The sequence below is a fragment of the Pseudomonas sp. Irchel 3E20 genome (assembly GCF_900187645.1).
In the GTDB taxonomy this organism is placed as follows: domain Bacteria; phylum Pseudomonadota; class Gammaproteobacteria; order Pseudomonadales; family Pseudomonadaceae; genus Aquipseudomonas.
Map to the genome: position 1 here is coordinate 287,320 of NZ_FYEE01000001.1, position 17,945 is coordinate 305,264.

Below are 17,945 nucleotides of genomic sequence, written 5' to 3' on the forward strand. Positions count from 1 at the left end.
TCAGCGCGCCTTGACCCACACGGGGGAAAGGCTGGCGCCCTGGCCGGTGACGTACAGCACCGCCGCTTCGCCGCGCTCCAGGGCGACGGGTTTGACGTCGCCGACTTTCTGGTTGCCGTCGTACAGGGCCAGGCTGACTTTCACCGGGTTGATTTCGCGCTCGCCACGGCCCTGGGCGGCCACGCGCTTGACCACTTCGGTCTTGCCGTCGGCGGTTTTCAGGGTCAGGGGTTTGTCGCTGAGGTTTTGCACGCGCACCAGGGATTTCTGTTTGTTCTTGAACGGCGGTTCTTCGATCAGTTGCGGTTGGCCTTTGCCGGTAGTGACCAGGGTGTAGTAGTGGTCGGCGGCCAGTTTCACCGCCAGGTTCTGGCTGCCGACTTTGGCGCTGTAGTCGCCGCCGGGCATGAAGCTGAAGTCGCTGCTGGCCAGGGGGGCGACCTCGTTGAGGTTGGTGCTGCCGACCGTGGCACTGACTTCGGCATTGCTGGCGTTGTACACGCGCACAAAGCTGGAGCCCTTGGGCGCCACCGGGCCGTAGAGCGCGGCGTCGCCGGCGAAGGCGGGGGCCATGAGGCCCAGGCCGGCGGCCAGGACGAGGGTGTGGGCGAAACGGGTGGGGAAGGTCATGGGTGTACCTCTCTTCTTCAGTTTTGCGCCCGGGTGGGCGTCTCGGGTTTAGGGCTGCTGGCCACGCTTTGTTGGCGTGCGCCGGTTTGCTTGAGCGCCGCGACCCACTGCGGGTCGGCGTCGCCGATTTCGTTGTTGACGGGCAGGTAGCGCTCGGGGAATTCCCAGATCAGCACCTGGGGCGGGTGGTGGATGAAGTCGTCGCTCTTGAGGTAGCTGAGCATCGGCAGGATCGGCCCGTGGCCGTCTTCGGCGTAGCTGAGCACGTCGCTGCTCAGGGCTTGCTTGAGGGCACCGACGAAGTTCCAGTCGGGGTTGGCGCTGTAGCTGGTGCCCACCAGCGCCACCGGGACTTCGCGGTCGGCGAACAGGGCGTCGTCGCCGGCGCCAGGCTCGACGGCACGGGTCACGCGTTTGTCCAGGGGCTCGCGGGCCGGCATGAGGTTCTCGAACAGTGGGTCCAGGGGCAGGAAGCGGCGCAGGTCGCCCTGGTGGCTGACCCGCTCGCTGGCCTCGGTGACAAAGCGCTGGGGCTCGCCGCTCAGGGGCGTTTTAGCGCGGATGGTGTGGGCCAGTTGCTCGGCGGCGATCTGCGCGCCTTGCGGGGTCCAGTGGGTGTCGGTGCGCAGGAACACCTGCTCGCCGGCCTGTTTGGCCCGTTGCAGGGGGCCGAGCAGGTCGGGGGCCAGCACCCGGTGGGCGGCCAGGCGTGCGTGGAAGTCGCGGTACAGGTCGGCGTGGATGCGCGCCGGTTGCACTTCGCCCAGGTGTTCGGGGTACAGGCGCGCCTTGGCCGGCACCACCGCCATCACCAGTTGCACGCCTTTGTCCTTGAGGGCCTGGCGCACGCCTTCGACCAGGGCGTAGTTGCCTTGCAGGTTGAGTTCTTCGTTGACGGCCGGGTTGAATTCTTCGTCGCTGTACAGCCATTGGCTGCGGCCCAGCACCACGCCGGGGCGGCCTTCGTTGAACAGTTTGAAATCCAGCGCGGCCCACAGGTTGGTGCCCAGGCGTTTGATGGGGAATTGGTCGTCGTAGTGGGTCTCTACCGCTTTGCTCCAGCGCCCGTTGAGCACGCTGGCGTCGGGGCCGGTGGCAAAGCCGAAAAAGCTGCGCAGCGACCAGCCGCCCAACACGAGCAGCAGGGCCAGGAACAGCGCGATGTAGAGGAGGCGTAAAGAGCGGGTCATGGCAGGCGCCCTCAGAACTGGAAGTAAAGGAACGGCGAAAAGCTTTGCGCCGAGAGTTTCAGGATGGAGGCGATAAACAGCAGCAGCACCAGGGCACGCAGGGCATAGCGGGGCCAGTCGAGGGTGATGCTGTGTCCCTGAGCGACCTGCTCTTGAGGGAGCGAGCCTGCTCGCGACAGCGCTGCCAGCGAGGTGGCGGCCGCCCCATCGTGAGCAGGGCTCGCTCCCACCGGTTGGGGTTGGCCTGGGCGGTCGCGATAAAAGTCACGCAGGCCGAAGAACGCCAGGGTGGCGTAGGCCAATACCAGGGTGGCCACTTGCAGGCCGGTGAGGCTGGCGCGGTTGAGTTCCGAGAGCTGCCAGTCACCGAAGCTGAACATGGCGCCGTACATGCGCCCGGCCACGTGCAGGTTTTCGGCGCGGAAGATCACCCAGCCCATCACCACCAGCAGGAAGGTCAGGGCCCAGCGCACGGGGTTGAAACTACGCGCCGTGGTGTTCAGGCCGATGGCTTTTTCAATCGCCAGCCACAGGCCGTGCCACGCGCCCCAGACGATGTAGGTGATGTTGGCGCCGTGCCACAAACCGCCCAGGAGCATGGTCAAAAACAGGTTGCGGTAGGTGGTGAGGGTGCCTTTGCGGTTGCCGCCCAGGGTGATGTAGAGGTAGTCGCGCAGCCAGGTGGACAGGCTGATGTGCCAGCGCCGCCAGAACTCGGTGATGGACTGGCTGATGTAGGGCTGCTTGAAGTTTTCCATGAAGCGAAAACCCATCATCAGGCCCAGGCCGATGGCCATGTCGCTGTAGCCGCTGAAGTCGAAGTACAGCTGCGCGGTGTAGGCCAGGGCGCCGAGCCAGGCGTCGCCCGTGGTGGGGTTTTGCAGGGCGAAGCAGTGGTCGGCGACCACCGCCAGGGTGTCGGCGATGAACACCTTCTTGATGAAACCCTGCATGAACCGCGTGCAGCCCTCGGAGAATTTATCCAGGGTGTGGGTGCGGTGGTTGAACTGCTCGGCCAGGTCGCGAAAGCGCAGCACGGGGCCGGCGATCAGGTGCGGGAAGATTGCCACGAACGCCGCGAAATCGATGAGGTTGCGCGTGGCCGGAGTGTCGCCGCGGTACACGTCGATGATGTAGCTGATGGACTCGAACACGTAGAACGAGATGCCGATGGGCAGCAGCACGTGGGTGAGGATAAAGGGCTCCAGGCCCACCGAGGTCATCATGGCGTTGATGCTCTCGACGCCGAAGTTGGCGTACTTGAAGTAGCCGAGGATGCCCAGGTCCACCACCACCCCCAGCAACAGCCAGCGCTGCGCCGGTTTGGTGCGCACCCCGGCGGCGCCCACCTTGAGGCCGATCCAGTAGTTCCACAGGGTGACGCCGATGAACAGCGCCAGGAAGTCCACCCGCCACCAGGCATAGAACACGTAGCTGGCCATCAGCAGCAGCAGGTTGCGGTAGCGTTGCCCGCTCAAGTAGTACAAGCCGAGGAAAATCGGCAAGAACAAAAACAGGAACACATTGGATGAAAACACCATCCCGATCTCTCCGTGTGTAGCCAACAGTAAGGGCCAACGGCCCCCCCCAAACCCCCCGGTGGAAACTGGGGGGGCGATCAATTCATGCCTTGCCCGCCACCTTTGGGCGCGAGCCTGGGTCGGTGGGAGCGAGCCTGCTCGCGATCTCAGGCTGTGCCGCCGTCATCGCGAGCGGGCTCGCTCCCACAGGGGTTCAAGTGCCTTTGCGTGGGTCATACACCTGGGTCAAGTCGCCGCCGAGGCGGAAGGTCTTGAACGGCTGCATCTGCCGCTTGCGCGCCAGCACGTCCGGCGCGCAGGTGTAGAGGCTGCAGAAGGGTTCGAGCCAGGCGAATTTGGCCTCGACCTTGAGGTCGCTCAGGTCCTGTTTTTTGCCGCTGCGGGCCTGGAAGTCGTCGGCGTCTTGAACCCCGGCCAACACCCGCTCGCCGAGGCGTTTGAGGGCGTCGTGGTTTTCGTTGCGCAGGTCCACACCGTTGGCCTGGGCGAAACTGGCGATCATCGCCAAGGGCGGCAAGGCGTAGTTGTGGTAGGCCAGGGCGCGTTGCTGGCGCTTGAGTTCGTTGGGCAAATAGCCCTGGGCGTCGACCTGGTTGGCGCCGACTTTGTATTGCTTGACCGCCCAGTCGAACAGGTCGCGGCGGTCGGTGGCGATGGCGCTGGCCATCACCGACCAGGCGGCCCAGTACGAATGGTTGTTGGTTTTTTCCAGGGGCAGGTTGTCCCAGTCGCGCACCACCTGCTCGGCCATGTTCGCGAACCAGGCCTCGATCTGCCGGGCTTGCGGTTCGTGGCGGGCCAAGGGCCTGGACTCGGAAAACTTCAGGCGGATATAGGCCGAGGCCATGCTGCCCAAGGCCCATTTGCGCATGGATTTGCCGGTGTGGTTGAAGTCCTTGGACATCAGCGCATCGGCCCCGGCCCACGCGGTGAGCCAGTCCAGGGTGCATTGCAACTGTTCGGGACGGCCGTCGCGCATGAACTGCATCACCTGTTTGCTCACGCCCCGCTCCAGGGTGGTGATGTTCGCGGTGCTGTCGCGAAAGGCCTTTTGCGACTGGCTATTGAGGGTGGCGCGGGCCTTGTCCGAGCCTTCGTATTTGCTGCGAAATTGCAGGGCGCCGGTGTAGGGCGCGGGGATGGCGCCGCAGTCGGAGGTGTAGTCGCCGGTCTTGAAGGTTTCCACCGGGGCGAAGTAGCCCAGGGGCGGGCGCAGCGCGGCATCCGCTGCGCCGGCGAACAGGGCCAGGCCCAGCAGGGCCGGGGTGAACAAACGGGTAAATGGGCTGTGCATAAGTAACCTCATGGCGCCAGTTGGGCGGTGCGTTGCCCGGCGCTGGGGAAGGTGTTGCGTTGGCAAACCCGGGCCTGGACTTTCTGCCCCTGGGCACCGGCCTCGGGGCCTTGCACCTCGACGGCGAGCAGGGTCTGGGCGGCCCAGTCTTCGTCGGTGCGTAGCTCGAAGGCGAAGCGCCCGTCGGTGTCGGCGGTGTCGGGTTTGTCGAGCTTGATGTCCTCGTGGCGGCCGTTCATGTACCAGAGGGTGGCTTGCAGGGTTTTCACCGAGGGGTCGGCGAAGCGGATATCGACCTGGTGGTTGCCGTTGCGCAGGTCCAGGTTACGGCTGTTGACCAGCAGTTCATTCTTGCCCGGCTTAAGGGTTTTGTTGGCGCTCATTTGCGCCGGTTTGCCTTCGCAGCCGTTGTCCAGCAGGGCCATCATTTGCCGGTAGGTGGTTTCCTGGTCGAGGCGGTACAGGGGCGAGAATTCCCAGATCAGGATTTTCGGCGGGTTGTTCTGGAATTCTTCGCTGCCCAGGTACTGGATCATCGAGCCTTCCAGGCCCCCGCCGGGGAACGCGACGTTGAGGATGTCGGCGCCGATGGCCTCTTGCAGGAAGCCGGCGAAGTTGTAGTTCTTGCCGCTGTGGCTGGTGCCCACCAGGGTGATCTGCGCCTGGGCGCTGTCGCCGAACAGGTCGCCGTCGCCGGCCTCGCCCTTGGGCTCGGTGGTGAATTGGTCCATGTACTGGATGGCGTAACTGGTGCCGCACAGTTGCCCGGCCATGTTGTGCAGGGTGCCGGTCTTGCCCATGCGCCCGGTTTTTTTGGTTTCGAATGCGCGCTGGGGAATGTCGGCGAATTGCGGCAGTTGCTTGACCTTGGCGGCGACGATTTTCGCCGTGCGCTGGGCGCCGTAGGGGGTCCAGTGCTGGTCGCCACGAAAGTAGAAGTCGTGGGCCGGCAGGGTCTCGGGCAGGCGTTCGTCGGCCAGGGGCGAGAGGTCGGGCACCACGTAGCCCATGGCGGCGAAGCGCCCGAGCATGCCTTGGTAATTGCGCAGCGCTTTGTCGAAATCAAAGCGTGCCTGCTCAGCGGGGTTGAGCTTGCTGCGGTTCACCAGGCCCCGGGTGGGTTGGTAGACCAGCACCAGTTCCACGCCTTTGCTCTTGAACGCGTCGTGCAATTGCTGGAGGCGCTTGTAGCCGGCGGCGCTGGTGTCGAACTCGGTGCGCAGGTCTTCCTGGGTGCGGAACAGCCAGTCGCCCTGGGCTTGCACCAGGGTGGTGAAGTTCTGTTGGTAGCGGGTGGTGTAGTTTTTCGCGTCGTGGGCGGCTGGGCACAGGTTGCAGCACGGCTCGGCGCTGAAGAGCGGGGCCGCGGGCTGGTCGGCGCGGGCAGTGCCGGCGGCGGCGAGAAGGCCCAGGGTCAGGCCCGAAAGGCCCAGCAGGGTTTTGATGTGGGGCTTCATGGCGGGCGTCCTCATGGCTGCAAAGGGGTCTGGCGTTCAACGGGGTCGATCAGCACGGCTTTGCGTTGGCGCACCAGCAGGTCGAGGATTTCGTCCTGGCGCTCGCCCAGGATGCCGTTGAAGCTGATGCCACTGGATTTGGTCGGCGCCAGCATTGAGACGCGGTACAGCTCGATGCTCAGCGGCGAGTCGATGGACAGCGGGCCGCTGCCGTTGCCGGCCAGCTCGCCGCCCACCAGGATCAGCGAAACCTGGGCGTCGAAGGGGTCGAGTTCGATGTTGCGGTCGGTGTCGCTCAAATCCTTGATGTGGCCGTATACGCCGGTCAGGCCGTTGGCCATGGCGAGGTTTTCGTAGAGGCGGATGTTGACGCTGTTGCGCACGCGGATGCCGTGGCGGCGGTTGCTGATGACCTTGTTGCCCCACAGCAGGTTGTTGCCGCTCTCGTAGAGGGTGATGCCGTCGGTGTGGTTGCGGTAGATGTGGTTGTCGGCGATCAGGTTGTTGACGCTGTTGCGGTCGATCACCAGGCCCGAGAGTTGGTTGTCGTAGCTGCGGTTGTTGAAGATGAAGCTGTCGTTGACCTCACGGGAAATGATGATGCCGTGCTTCTTTTTTGTGCCATGCACGGTGTTGTCGGCGATCACCAGGCCATGGGAACGGTCGTGGGGGTCGATGCCGTAGACGATGTTGTCGCGGTAGGTGCTGCCCTTGATGACGAAGCCTTGGGTTTCGTAGCAGTAGAAGCCGTACCACATGTCGGAGAACTCGGAATCGATGATCCAGCCCGTGGGCTCCTTGCGCTTGAGCACCTTGGCCATGTTGGGCGTGTACTGGGAAATGCTCACCCCGTAGGACTTGCTGTTGGCATAGCCGAAACTGGCCATCTGGCTGTTGACGATGTAGGTCTGGGTGCCGCCCCAGGCCAGCAGGAACGGGCGGAACTCCTTGGCCGAGCGGAAAGTCGCCGGGCCGTTGGCCTGCTCGCGCCACCCGGTGATTTTGCTGTCGCGCACGAACAATTGGCCGTCGTTGACCAGGAACGAACCGGCCTCCTGGGACAGGCGCAGCTCTTGGGTTTGCCCGTCGATTTCCAGGATGCCTTTTTCGCCGACCACGATGGGCAGGCGCGCCAGGTACACGCCGGGGGCGGTTTCGCGCAGGTATTGGCTGGGTACGGCTTTGGCCAGGTCCTTGAGGTTGAGGTAGCCGTCGTCGATGAAAATCGCCTGGGGGATGCCGTGTTGGCGCACCACCCATTCGGCCATTTTGTTGTCGCCGCCGATGAAGTCCTTGAGGGCGTTCTCTTGCATCATCCGGCGCACGCTGGCCTTGCCGCGTTGGCGTCGGTCGACCTTGGCCGCCACCGCGTCGGCGGTGTAGCCGGAGAGGTCCGGCAGCGCCGGTTTGGGCAGGTCCAGCGGCGCGGTCGGGGCGCTGCTGACGGTGTAGGTCTTGGCCTGTTGCAGCTCTTTGGCCAGGGTCGGCGCCTTGGCTTCGACGCTGGCCTGGGCGGTGGCGCCGCACAGCAGCAGGGCGGCCAGCAGCGGGGCTTTGAAGGCGTGGGGGTTCATCGCACAGGCTCCCATCAGAAGCGCCAGATCACGTCGACAAAGGCGCGGTGCATGTACGAGTCGACGTCCTTGCCGTAGGCATCGCCGGGCTTGAACACGCCACCGCGAAAGCGCACCAGCGCCGCTGGTTCGTCGATGGACTGGCTCAGGGCGGCGGGCAGCAGGCCTTGCTTGAAGTATTTGGTGACCACCAGGTCCACTTCCTGGCCCAGGTCTTTGTTGCCATCGGCCTGGGGCAGGGCGGAGCCGGCAATCCCGGCGTCGCTGTCCACTGCGTTGATGCCGCTGCCGGCCACCGGTTGCTTACCGTCCACGCGCCAGAACTTGTGGTAGACCAGGCTGGCGTCGTAGTCGTCGCGCAGTTGCCAGGAGCCGAACAGGGTGGCGGTTTGCAGGTTGCCGGTTTCGCCACGGAAGGCTTCGCCGAAGCGGTGCACCCGCGAGCGGGTGCCGGTGAAGTTGGAACGGTTGCTTTGCAGGCCGTTCTGCTCGTAGTCGGCACTGGCGCGGGCATAGGCGGCGCCCACTTGCCAGTGTTCGTCCAGGCGCAGGCGCAGGCCCAGGTCGGTGGCCCAGCCGTCGAGGTTGGCGTGGCGCTTGGCGTTGGCCGGGGGGCTGCCGTCGGCGCTCAAGGGGTTGACGCGGTCGCGCTTGCCCTGCATGCCGGTAACGCTGCCCCAGTAATTGACGGTGTTGCTGTTGCGCCAGTTGTAGGCGTCGCTGTTGGCCTCAAGGCCCAACCAGGTGAGGTCGCCGTTCTGTTTTTTGTCCAGGGAATCGGCCGCTTGGCCCGGCACTGGGTAGTCGAGTTGGCCGTCGTCCTGGCTGTGGTGGCCGCGCAGGCCTAGCCAGTGGCCGGGGGTCCATTGGTAGGCAACGTCAGCGTAGAGGTGCAGGCGATCTTCGTCTTGGGGCGAGAGTGCCTTGAGGTCGGTGCGGTATTCGCTGAAGCGCTCGGCGGCGCCGAGGTTGGCGCGCAGCAGGGTGGTGTCGAAGGTCCAGTTCAGCGCTTCGATGTTGGTGTCGCGCCACTGGCCGTCATCGTTGCGCAGGCGTTGGCGGCCGAACTTGAGCTGCTCGCCGGGGTAGGGCGTGAAACCGCTGTAGCCGACCCAGAACTCGCGCAGGGCCAGGTAGTTTTTTTTGCTGCGCCGGTCGCCGTTGTCGGTGGGTTGGCTGGCGTCGGCGCTGGCTTGTTGCAGGGTGTCGGTTTCGATGATGTCGCTGGCGGCCACAGCCTGGCCCATGGCGTAGGCGCTCCAGTGACCGCGCTCGCCGTACAGCCAGGGGCGCAGGTCCAGGCCGATGCCGTTGACGTCGCCGCCACGGGCGGTGCCCAGGTCGCGGTCGTCTTCGGATTGGCCGGTGATTTTCACTTCCAGGCCGAAGTTCTTGTCTGCGGTCAGTGCCGCCAGGGTCGGGCACGACCACAGCAGGGCGAAGGACAGGCCGAGGCCGGCCTTGACGAATGGGTTGAGCTTCATAGGGGTTCCTCGCCGGCTTCTGCTTGCAGGGCGTGCAGGGGCAGGGCGGCCGGGCTGATGGCGGCGCGGGCGGCCTGTTCCTGTTGCAGCAGGCGTTGGGCCTGGGCCCGTTGGGCGGGCGGTAATTGGGCGTCGAGTTGCTGGGCCAGCTCATGCGCCTGGGGGCTGTCCTGGGTTTTGGCCAGTTGGCTGAAGACGTAGGCGTTGACCGGGTCGGGCCGGGTGCCTTTGCCCTGGGAAAAGAGCTGGGCGAGGGCGAAATCGGCGCTGTTCTGGCCGTTGCGCGCGGCGGTCAATAGATGGTCGAGGGCCTTTTGCGGGTAGACCTGGCCCAGGTAGCCACGGCGGTAGATCTGGCCCAGGTAATAGTCGGCGGCTACCTCGCGGCCCACGGCTTTTTGCAGGTGCGCTTCGGCCACCTGGGCGTCGGCGGGCAGCACTTTGCCTTCGTAGTAGAGCTTGCCCAGCAGCAGTTCGGCGCGGGGCTGGTCGGCGGCGCGGCCGTTGTCCAGGTACTGGAGCAGGGTGTCGGTGTCGCCCAGTTCGGGGAAGTCGTAGAGCAATTGGGCGAGGCTGACCCACGCGGCCGGGTAGCCGGGGGCGATGCCTTCGAGCAGGCCTTGGGCGGTTTTGCCGTCGGGTTGGCCGAGGCTGGCGTCGCCCAGCACCCGGGCCACGCTGTCCACCCGTTGCGCAGTGACGGTGCCGCGGGCATGGGCCGCTTGCAGCTGTTTAATCAGCTCGGCCTGTTGCTCGGGCTGGGCCTTTTTCTGGTAGACGGTGGCCAGTTCGACGTAGCAGATGTCGGTGCTGGCCAGCGCCGCGGTGCAGATGGCTTGGACTTCGTCCAGGTGCTGGTCGTAGCTGCCCTGGGTGCGGTAGAGCAGCACCTGGGCCAGGCCCGCTTCGGGGTAGCCGGCGTCGCGCCATTGGCTGATTTGCTGCTGGGCATCGACGTCGGGGAAGCTTGTAGGGTGTTGCAGGTAGAGCATGGCCAGGGCCAGGCGCGTGTTGCCTTCGCCGGCGGCGGCGGCTTTTTTCAGCAGGGTTTGCGCTTCGCGGTGTTCGGCGGCGCTGGCGCCGGGTTTGGCGGCCAGCAGGCGCCCGAGGCGGGCCTGGGCGCGGGGCGAAACCGGGGCGGCGGCGCGGTAGGTGGCTTCGGCCTGCTGGAGTTGGGCCGGGTCACGGCTGTCGACCTGGATATCGGCCAAGCCGACTTGGGCTTCGCTGTAGCCCAGGTCGGCCAGTTGCCGGTAGTTCTGCGCCGCCAGCGCGGTGTCGCCGCGCTTGAGGGCTTCGTTGGCCAGGCGCTGGTCGGGCAGGCCGGCGCAACCGGCCAGGGCCAGGGCCAGGGCGCAGAGGGCGAGGCCGCTGCTGCGGGGGCGAGCCTGTGTGGGGGCCGGACCGGTCGGGGCGGTGCCGCGCTGCGAAAGCTTCGCCAGGGTTTGCCAGGCAAACCGCGTGGCCTGTATTGCGGGCAGGCCCGCTCCCACAGAGGCTTGTGCCCACAGGGATGAGGGTGAAGTGGTCATGGCCATGTCCTCCCTCAGAGCCCGGCGGCCATGGCTTTGTCGATCAGCCAGTTCATCGACGGGCCGCGGTCGCTGCGCACGTCCACCGGTTGGCCGGCCAGGGCGCTGTCGAGGGGGGCGTCGGGTTTGATCTGGACGCGGATGTCGGAGGCCAGGTCGGCGCTGTTGAGGCTGGTGCTGCTGACGATGGTGCCGCGACGCACGTCATCTTCGCCGGCGACCTGGAAGTTGACCTGGGTGCCGGGGTGCACGTCGGCGAACTGGCGGTAGGTGAAGCGTGCTTCCACGTTGGCCTGGCTATGGCGCGGCACCAGTTGGAAGATCACGTCGCCCTTGCTGGCGTACTGGCCGTCGGCGACCCGTTGCTGGGTGACGACGCAGTCGCAGGGCGAGGTGAGGGTGCCGGTCATTTGCTTGCCGAACAGTTCCTCGACCTTGGCCGGTTGCAATTGGTCTTCGTCCAGGTGGCCCTTGAGTACGTCGAGCATGCTGGTGCTGAACGTGGCCAGCGGCGCGCCCTTGGCGGCCATGCCGTCGGCCTTGACCAGGCTTTGCACGGTGCCATCGCGGGGCATGGTCACGTTCATCCCCGGCACGCTCACCAGGCCGGCCTGGGCGTGGCTGACGAAGTACAGGCCGTACACCGATTTGAAAATAAAACCGAACGCCACCAAGCCGACGATGAAGATCCCGGCGCTGAAAACCACGGCGCGCAAACGGCCAAAGACGCTCATGCCGCTGCCGCTGTCCTTGACCTTGCGCGCCTTGGTGAAGTTGTCCCGTTGCAGGGTGGCGAGCACGTCGCCCAGGGTCACGATGTCGCCGGCCAGGTGCGAGGTGATGAGGTGGCGCAGGGTGGCGATGTCTTGCGGTTCGAGGTTTTGGAACTCGCACCCGGTGCGCCCGCTTTGGCGGTCGTAGGAGCGGATCAGCAGTTCGACGTCCATGCCCAGGCCCAGGTTGTCGATGACAAATTGCAAGCGGCCCTTGTGTACCTGGCCCAGGGCCAGGGGTTTGCCGGTGCCGGCGTTGAAACACAGGCCGCCGGCGCTGAGGTCTTCGACGCGGGCCATCAGGGGGGTGCCGCTGGCGTCGATAAAGCGCAGTTTGGCCGGGATCTTGACCCGGGCGTGCTGGCGCTGGGCTTCGGATTCGTGGACGACGTTGACGTTGGCGCCGCGGGTGTTGAGTGAGCTGTTCATGGTGCAGGTCCTTGTTGATTCGGGCGGGTCGGGTCAAACCATCATCAGCAGCACGGCGACGAAGATGCTGCCTGCGGAGAAGGTCATGGTTCGCGACGACCAGGTGTTGAACCAGCGCTGGGCGCTTTGCAGGTCGCGGGTCAGTTTGGTGTCCTGGCGGGTCCAGGATTGTTGGTCGAGGCGGAAGAACACGTAGATCTTCACCAGCGCGCCGACGATCTGGTTGTAATAGAGGATCAGCGGGTAGGCCGGGCCGATGCGGTGCCCGGAACAGGCCAGCAGCAGGGTCAGGAGCAGGCGGGTGATGCCGATCCACAGCAGGTAGACGAGGATGAACGCGGTGCCGTACTTGAAGCTGGCGATGATTGCTACCGTCAGGCCCAGGAGGCTGGTCCACATCGACACGCGCTGGTCGAACAGCACCACGCTGGTGAACAGGCCCAGGCGCTTGACCCCCAGGCCCAGGGCGCGGGCGTTCTGGCGCAGGTTGTTGCCGTACCAGCGGAACATCAGTTTGCGGCTGGCCTTGATGAAGCTTTTTTCGGGCGGGTGTTCCACGGTGTGGATGGCCGCGTCAGGCACGTAGAAGGTGTCGTAGCCCAGGCGCATCAGGCTGAACCAACTGGACTTGTCGTCACCGGTGAGAAACTTGAAGCGGCCCAGGCGCCAGTGTTGCAGGGAGTCGCTTTCCACATCGGCGATGAACGCCGGGTCGGTCACCACCCGGGCACGGAACACCGACATGCGCCCGGTCATGGTCAGCACACGCTTGGACAGGGCCATGGAGCACATGTTGATGTGGCGCTGGGCGAAACGCAGTTTGTGCCATTGGCTCATCACGTAGCCGCCGCGCACTTCGCAGAATTCGTTGGTGGTCAGGCCGCCGACATTGCCGAACAACTGGAACCAGGGCACGGTCTTGCGCACCACGCCTTCGGCCAGCACGGTGTCGCCATCGATCACGGCGACCACGGCGCGGTCGTCCGGCAGGTGCCGGGAGATGGCGCGAAAGCCAAAGGCCAGGCCATCGCGCTTGCCGGTGCCGGCGATGCGCACGAAATCCAGTTGCACGCGCTCGGGCGGGTTCATCCGGGCCCACAGGCTTTTGACCAGCAGCTCATCGGACATTTCCACCAGGGAACAGACCACGGTGGTGGGGAAGCCGCAGTCGATGGCTTCGCGGATCACCGAGCTGTAGACCTGGGCGGTGGTCAGGGCGTCGATGCGAAAACTGGTGACCATCAGGAACACATGGGAGGGGTCCGCCGAGGCGCCGAGTTTGCGCACCTTGCGCCGCAGGTGCGGGTAGACCACGTAGAGAAACAGCATGCCGCGAATGAAGTGGGTGGCGCCCATGGAGTAGCGCCAGATCCCCACCGCGCCAATCAGGAAAATGAAGTCGCGCGACTGCGCGTCGAAAATCGACGGCGGCAACAGCGCGGCCAGCCCCATCAACAGGCTCAGGTACAACAGCCAGCCAGCGGCTTGCAGGAAAAATTGATTTAGCTTGGACATAGGCTTTTCCGCAAAAGAGAGAAGGAGCGACCAGTTGCAAGCGGCCAGTGAACAGCGCTTCACTGGCCGCTTGCCGCTGCTCTTACCAGCAAATTCCTTCAGTGCGGCCGCTGACGCTGGTGGCCTGGTTCATGAAGCCGACCAGGTCGATCACTTGTTTGCCCTGCGGGGCGGTCTGGGCCAGGGCGCGAAATTTTTCGTCGCGGTTGCCCAGGATGATGACGTCGCTGTTGTCGATCACCGAGTCGAAGTCGGCGTTGAGCAGGGACGAGACGTGGGGGATCTTGGATTCGATATAGTCCTTGTTCGAACCGTGCATGCGCGCGTATTCGACGTTGCTGTCGTAGATGCTCAGGTCAAAGCCCTTGCCGATGAGCATTTCGGCCAGTTCCACTAGGGGGCTTTCGCGCAGGTCGTCGGTGCCGGCCTTGAAGCTCAGGCCCAGCAGGGCGACGCGGCGTTTGTCGTGGCCGCTGATGATGTCGAAGGCGTTTTGCACCTGGGATTCGTTGCTGCGCATCAGCGAGTTGAGCAGTGGCGCTTCGACGTCCAGGGAACTGGCGCGGTAGGTGAGGGCGCGCACGTCCTTGGGCAGGCACGAGCCGCCGAAGGCGAAGCCTGGGCGCATGTAGTACTGGGAGAGGTTGAGGGTCTTGTCCTGGCACACCACTTCCATCACTTCACGGCCGTCCACGCCCACGGCCTTGGCGATGTTGCCGATCTCGTTGGCGAAGGTGACCTTGGTGGCGTGCCAGACGTTGCAGGTGTACTTAATCATTTCGGCCACTTCGATGCCCTTGCGGATGATCGGTGCCTTGAGCTCTTCGTACAGGGCTTGCAGCACGTCGCCGCTGGCGCTGTCGAACTCGCCGATGACGGTCATAGGCGGCATGTCGTAGTCCATGATCGCCGTGCTTTCACGCAGGAACTCGGGGTTGACCGCCACGCCGAAATCCACCCCGGCCTTCTTCCCGGAGCAGTCTTCGAGGATCGGGATCACCACGTTTTTCACGGTGCCGGGCAACACGGTGCTGCGCACCACGATGGTGTGGCGGGTGCTCTTGTCACGCAGGACAAAACCGATCTCGCGGCACACGGCTTCGATGTAGTTGAGCTCCAGGTCGCCGTTCTTTTTGCTCGGTGTGCCGACGCAGATCATCGACAGGTCGCTGCCGCGGATGGCCTCGGCGAAGTCGGTGGTGCCCCGCAGGCGGCCGGTGTGAATGCCCAGGGCAAGCAATTCGCCCAGGCCCGGTTCGACGATGGGGGATTTGCCGGCGTTGATGAGGTCGATCTTGTCTTGGGAGATATCCACGCCAATGACTTCATGGCCCCGTGCGGACAAGCAACCGGCACAGACTGCGCCGACGTAACCCAAACCGAATATGCTGATGCGCATCGTATTTACCTCTGTATTAATCACGCCAATTAGATGGCCGGAGTTAATGATTTTGCTGTTGTCGGTGCACTCGAATAACGGGCGAACAGGCGCCGCGATGCACTGTGCGGGCATACAAAGTTCGAGTGGCTAATTAACTGCACTCAAGTTGTGCGCAACTTGGCCTTGTTATAAGGGCTTGCCCTGAAATGTCGCGCACTGCCTTCAGGGGCAGTGCGCGAGCCGCGGTGGCAGGCGTTGGGGCAAGGGATGGGGACCTTGCCGGTGAGCCTGCGCCGGGCTGTTGGGATGAGCTAAGCCGGGGCCTGGTAGGGGATAGTGATGATGCTTATCTCCAGTTCTCGATCCGTTGTTTGAATACTCGACCGGCCAGTCAACGTTTTAATGACAACTTAGTGACAGCGCGGAAGTTGTTGTGTAGGTCATCTCTTACAAGTCTTGTGAGAATCGTTACCGGTTGTAGGAGCCGCTTCGGAACACATAGTTCCAGGCCACTCATCTCGATTCTGCGCAATTGGGCGGATATTTAAAAAGATGGCACTAATACTATATTGATAGCATTTGCAGTTTGGCCCCTTAGTTGCGGGGAGTTCAGCGGGGTAGATAGTTATTTGCCACTATCGATAAAAAAGTCACGTGCCACTACGAAATATTTTGCAATTTTTTTCTGAGAGGCGTGTAGGGCAAGGTGAGAACAACGGGTTTTGTAGGACAAGGTTGTATGGAGACGGCCTGTGTGGGAGCGGGCCGGGCGGCGCTCCGCTCGCCCGCGATGGTTGCCTGTGTGACGGACACTTGGCCATCGCGAGCAGGCTCGCTCCCACAGGGATTTGTATGGGCTGTTACTGGGGCGCGTGATCGCGCAGGAACACCAGGCTGTCGGGCTTGGACTGTTCGGCGCTGAAGCGGTAGCCCTGGGCGTCGAAGTGCTTGAGGGCGGCGGGGTCGTTGATGCGTTCCTGGATGACGAAGCGGCTCATCAGGCCCCGGGCCTTTTTCGCGTAGAAACTGATGATCTTGTACTGGCCGTTTTTCAGGTCTTTGAACTCGGTGTTGATGACGCGCGCGTTGAGGGCGCTGCGCTTGACCGCCGAGAAGTATTCGTTGGAGGCCAGGTTGAGCAGCACGTCGTCACCCTGTTCGGCCAGGGCCTCATTGAGCCATTCGCTGATGCGCGTGCCCCAGAACGCATACAGGTCCTTGCCCCGGGCGTTGGCCAGTTTGGTGCCCATTTCCAGGCGATAGGGTTGCATCAGGTCCAGCGGGCGCAGCAGGCCGTAGAGGCCGGAAAGCAGGCGCAAGTGTTGTTGGGCGTAGTCGAAGTCGGCTTGGCTGAAGTCTTCGGCGTGCATGCCGGTGTAGACGTCGCCCTTGAACGCCAGCAGCGCCTGTTTGGCGTTGTCTGGGGTGAAGGCTGGCGTCCAACTGCCAAAGCGCGCGGCGTTGAGGCCACCGATTTTGTCGGAAACGTGCATCAACTCGCTGATCTGCGCCGGGCTCAGCTCGCGCAACTGCTCGATCAATGCCTGGGAATGGTCCAGGTACTGCGGCAAGGTGAAGCGCGACGTGGCGGGCGGGGTCTCATAGTCGAGGGTTTTGGCGGGGGAAATCACCATCAGCATGAAGTCGTCTCCTGTAAACGTGCGGCGATTCTAGGGGCTATGGCGTTTTGACTCCACCTATGACGGCCATAGCCTGGCCGTAGCAAGCAGGGAGCGCACCCGCGAATCGGCTATAGTGCCGCGCGGGCTTTGTTATGGAGGCAGTCCCTTGCGTATCGCGTGTTTTCTCATGGCTGGGTTGTTGAGCGTCGGCGCGCTGGCCGCGCCCGGTGACGTGGCGACCCTGGACCGCAGCACCTGGCCCGAACCCTTGAGCAGCCCGACCCTGTTCGACGTCGCCTCGCGGGCCGAGATCCTGACCTTCGCCCGCGCCTTGCTGGCCTCCGAAGCCCTGGACGAAACCGCCCTCAAGCAACGCCTGGGGCTGCGCCAGATCAACCGCGACGCCATCGAGCGGGTGCGCGAGCGGATGTGGCAGCGCCTGCTGGCCAATTACAACTTCGCCCAGCAAAGCTGCGACCAGGACGCCTCGTTCTGCTATTGGGTGCAGGACCTGGACACCCTGCGCGAGCAGGCCGGCAAGTTCGCCCTGGGCGAGGACTCGTTCTACGCCCGCTGGGCCGAGCCCAGCCGCAGCTTCCATGAGCGTTACCTGGACGAGCAACTGCGCAAGGCCGCGCTCTTCCCGCAGACCAGCAGCGAAATCGAGCGCTTTGGCGACTACGAACGCAATGGCGATGAACTCAACGACCGCTTGTTTTTGCTCACCTTCGACAGCTCGGCGGCGCTGCAGCCCGACAACGCCGCGTGGCTGGCCGATTACCTGCGCAAGGCCAACCTGAGCGCGATTTTCTTTGTACTCGGCGCCGAGGTGCAGGCGCGCCTGGCCCAGGGTTCGGTGGCTTCGCTGCAGGCGCTGTACTCGCGCCAATGCGTGGGGGTGCAGGGCTGGGAGTACCGCTCCCACAGCCATTGGCAGGACTGGCAATACTCCATCGAGCGCAGCGTGGACCTGGTGAAAAACAAACTGCCGGAGAACTTCGTGCCGCTGTTCCGCCCACCCTACGGCCAGCGCCGGGCCGACGCCGGCGGGTTCTTGCGTGCCCAGGGTTTGCAGGTGGCGCTGTGGGACATCGACCCGCAGGACACCTCCGGCCGCCTCAGCCCCCAGCAGAGCGCCGACCGGGTGCTGACCCTGATGCTGCTGTGGCGCCACGGGGTCATTAACTTCAATGCGCGCCAGGACGGCGCCAAGACCGCGTTGCCCTGGTTGGTCACGCAAACGGCGCAAAGTGGCATCGGTTGGGAGGATTGCCAGGACGGGTTTCGCTGAAACGGGCCGAACCCCGTATTTGCTGGGGCTGGAGGCGATGGGCTGCGGCAAATGACCACGGCGTAACCATTGACTCTAGTTGCCTGATGGCGGTGCGCCAAGGGCTATTGGTCACTCTGCAAAATAAACTTCAAAAAAGCGTCAAAGTGCTTTTTCCTGTCACAGGTTTTGGAGTATTACGAAGGCAGACCGCCGAAACCTGCAACACAGGTGGCGTCTTCCAAGACCCACA

General features: G+C 64.1%; 13 protein-coding genes. 1 reads left to right on the plus strand and 12 read right to left on the minus strand.

From position 1 onward, the window contains the following. The 12 genes from CKW13_RS01185 to yaaA all read right to left on the minus strand — a co-directional run bounded on the left by CKW13_RS01185 (position 1) and on the right by yaaA (position 16,440). Entirely contained in the window at positions 1–630 is a 630-nt protein-coding gene (locus tag CKW13_RS01185) for an alginate O-acetyltransferase AlgF (RefSeq protein ID WP_095106145.1), read from the minus strand. Between the two features lie 17 nt (positions 631–647). Then, positions 648–1,820: an alginate O-acetyltransferase gene (locus tag CKW13_RS01190; protein WP_095106147.1), complete on the minus strand. Its 1,173-nt coding sequence runs from the start codon at positions 1,818–1,820 to the stop codon at positions 648–650. Between the two features lie 11 nt (positions 1,821–1,831). Next, positions 1,832–3,361 (minus strand): MBOAT family protein, encoded by a 1,530-nt coding sequence (locus tag CKW13_RS01195; RefSeq protein ID WP_095106149.1) that lies wholly within the window; start codon positions 3,359–3,361, stop codon positions 1,832–1,834. Positions 3,362–3,554: 193 nt separating this feature from the next. Continuing rightward, on the minus strand, positions 3,555–4,655 hold the full coding sequence (locus CKW13_RS01200; protein WP_095106151.1) for a mannuronate-specific alginate lyase: 1,101 nt from the start codon (positions 4,653–4,655) through the stop codon (positions 3,555–3,557). An 8-nt stretch (positions 4,656–4,663) separates the two neighbouring features. Then, positions 4,664–6,112 (minus strand): alginate O-acetyltransferase, encoded by a 1,449-nt coding sequence (locus CKW13_RS01205; RefSeq protein WP_095106153.1) that lies wholly within the window; start codon positions 6,110–6,112, stop codon positions 4,664–4,666. A gap of 11 nt (positions 6,113–6,123) precedes the next feature. Next, positions 6,124–7,701: a mannuronan 5-epimerase AlgG gene (gene algG, locus CKW13_RS01210; RefSeq protein ID WP_095106154.1), complete on the minus strand. Its 1,578-nt coding sequence runs from the start codon at positions 7,699–7,701 to the stop codon at positions 6,124–6,126. Next, positions 7,701–9,170 (minus strand): alginate export family protein, encoded by a 1,470-nt coding sequence (locus CKW13_RS01215; protein ID WP_095106156.1) that lies wholly within the window; start codon positions 9,168–9,170, stop codon positions 7,701–7,703. Before CKW13_RS01215 ends, algG begins: the two co-directional genes overlap by 1 nt. Then, positions 9,167–10,702, minus strand: coding sequence for an alginate biosynthesis TPR repeat lipoprotein AlgK (algK, locus tag CKW13_RS01220; protein WP_218192042.1), 1,536 nt, complete (start codon positions 10,700–10,702; stop codon positions 9,167–9,169). Before algK ends, CKW13_RS01215 begins: the two co-directional genes overlap by 4 nt. A 14-nt stretch (positions 10,703–10,716) precedes the next feature. After that, complete coding sequence (locus tag CKW13_RS01225; protein ID WP_095106157.1) at positions 10,717–11,904, minus strand: alginate biosynthesis protein Alg44; 1,188 nt, start codon at positions 11,902–11,904, stop codon at positions 10,717–10,719. A 33-nt stretch (positions 11,905–11,937) separates the two neighbouring features. Further along, positions 11,938–13,419, minus strand: coding sequence for a mannuronan synthase (gene alg8 / locus CKW13_RS01230; protein ID WP_095106159.1), 1,482 nt, complete (start codon positions 13,417–13,419; stop codon positions 11,938–11,940). An 82-nt stretch (positions 13,420–13,501) separates the two neighbouring features. Beyond that, the gene (locus CKW13_RS01235) at positions 13,502–14,818 is read right to left on the minus strand and encodes a nucleotide sugar dehydrogenase (protein ID WP_095106160.1); all 1,317 of its coding nucleotides are present in this window, start codon (positions 14,816–14,818) and stop codon (positions 13,502–13,504) included. Positions 14,819–15,660: 842 nt separating this feature from the next. Then, on the minus strand, positions 15,661–16,440 hold the full coding sequence (gene yaaA / locus CKW13_RS01240; protein WP_095106161.1) for a peroxide stress protein YaaA: 780 nt from the start codon (positions 16,438–16,440) through the stop codon (positions 15,661–15,663). Positions 16,441–16,609: 169 nt separating this feature from the next. Here yaaA and CKW13_RS01245 point away from each other — a divergent pair, with 169 nt between their 5' ends. Next, positions 16,610–17,713: a polysaccharide deacetylase family protein gene (locus tag CKW13_RS01245; RefSeq protein WP_371856213.1), complete on the plus strand. Its 1,104-nt coding sequence runs from the start codon at positions 16,610–16,612 to the stop codon at positions 17,711–17,713. Positions 17,714–17,945: the final 232 nt, after the last annotated feature.